The sequence below is a fragment of the Dyella agri genome (assembly GCF_044904705.1).
Classification (GTDB): Bacteria; Pseudomonadota; Gammaproteobacteria; order Xanthomonadales; family Rhodanobacteraceae; genus Rhodanobacter_A; species Rhodanobacter_A agri.
Genome location: NZ_JADIKL010000023.1, coordinates 1 through 1,191 on the forward strand (window position 1 = coordinate 1; position 1,191 = coordinate 1,191).

The 1,191-nt window shown below is 64.9% G+C and carries 1 protein-coding gene; it reads right to left on the minus strand.

Annotated elements, in window-relative coordinates:
* Window positions 1–1,191 (minus strand): elongation factor Tu, encoded by a 1,191-nt coding sequence (gene tuf, locus ISP14_RS18705; protein ID WP_404542890.1) that lies wholly within the window; start codon window positions 1,189–1,191, stop codon window positions 1–3.

Below are 1,191 nucleotides of genomic sequence, written 5' to 3' on the forward strand. Positions count from 1 at the left end.
TTACTTGATGACCTTGGCCACCACGCCGGCGCCGACGGTACGGCCGCCTTCGCGAATGGCGAAGCGCAGACCCTGGTCCATCGCGATCGGGTGGATCAGGCTCACCACCATTTTGATGTTGTCGCCCGGCATCACCATCTCCACGCCCGCCGGCAGCTCGATCGCGCCGGTCACGTCGGTGGTGCGGAAGTAGAACTGCGGACGGTAGCCCTTGAAGAACGGGGTGTGACGACCGCCCTCATCCTTCGACAGCACGTACACCTCGGCCTCGAAGTCGGTGTGCGGGGTGATCGTGCCCGGCTTCGCCAGCACCTGACCACGCTCCACGTCGTCGCGCTTCAGACCGCGCAGCAGCAGACCGGCATTGTCGCCCGCCTGACCCTGGTCCAGCAGCTTGCGGAACATTTCCACGCCGGTCACGGTGGTCTTCTGCGTCGGACGGATGCCGACCACTTCGATTTCGTCACCGACCTTGATGATGCCGCGCTCGATACGACCGGTCACCACGGTGCCGCGACCCGAGATCGAGAACACGTCTTCCACCGGCATCAGGAACGGCTGGTCGATCGCGCGCTGCGGCTCCGGAATGTAGGTGTCCAGCGCTTCCACCAGCGAGATGATCGCCGGCACGCCGATTTCCGACTGATCGCCTTCCAGCGCCAGCTTGGCCGAACCCTTGATGATCGGGGTGTCGTCGCCAGGGAAGTCGTACTTCGACAGCAGCTCGCGCACTTCCATCTCGACCAGCTCGAGCAGCTCGGCGTCGTCCACCATGTCGGCCTTGTTCAGGAACACGACGATGTACGGCACGCCCACCTGGCGCGACAGCAGGATGTGTTCGCGCGTCTGCGGCATCGGGCCGTCAGCGGCCGAGCACACCAGGATCGCGCCGTCCATCTGCGCCGCACCCGTGATCATGTTCTTCACGTAGTCGGCGTGGCCCGGGCAGTCCACGTGTGCGTAGTGACGGTTCGGCGACTCGTATTCCACGTGCGCCGTCGAGATCGTGATACCGCGCGCCTTCTCTTCCGGCGCCGCGTCGATCGCGTCGTAGGCCTTGAATTCGCCGCCGAAACGCTCCGCACCGACCTTCGTCAGCGCCGCCGTCAGCGTCGTCTTGCCGTGGTCCACGTGACCGATCGTACCCACGTTCACGTGGGGCTTGGTGCGCTCGAACTTGCCCTTTGCCAT

Coding starts and splice junctions, on each gene's coding strand:
- tuf (WP_404542890.1), bottom strand. CDS start 1,191: ATGGCAAAGGGCAAGTTCGAGCGCACCAAGCCCCACGTGAACGTGGGT.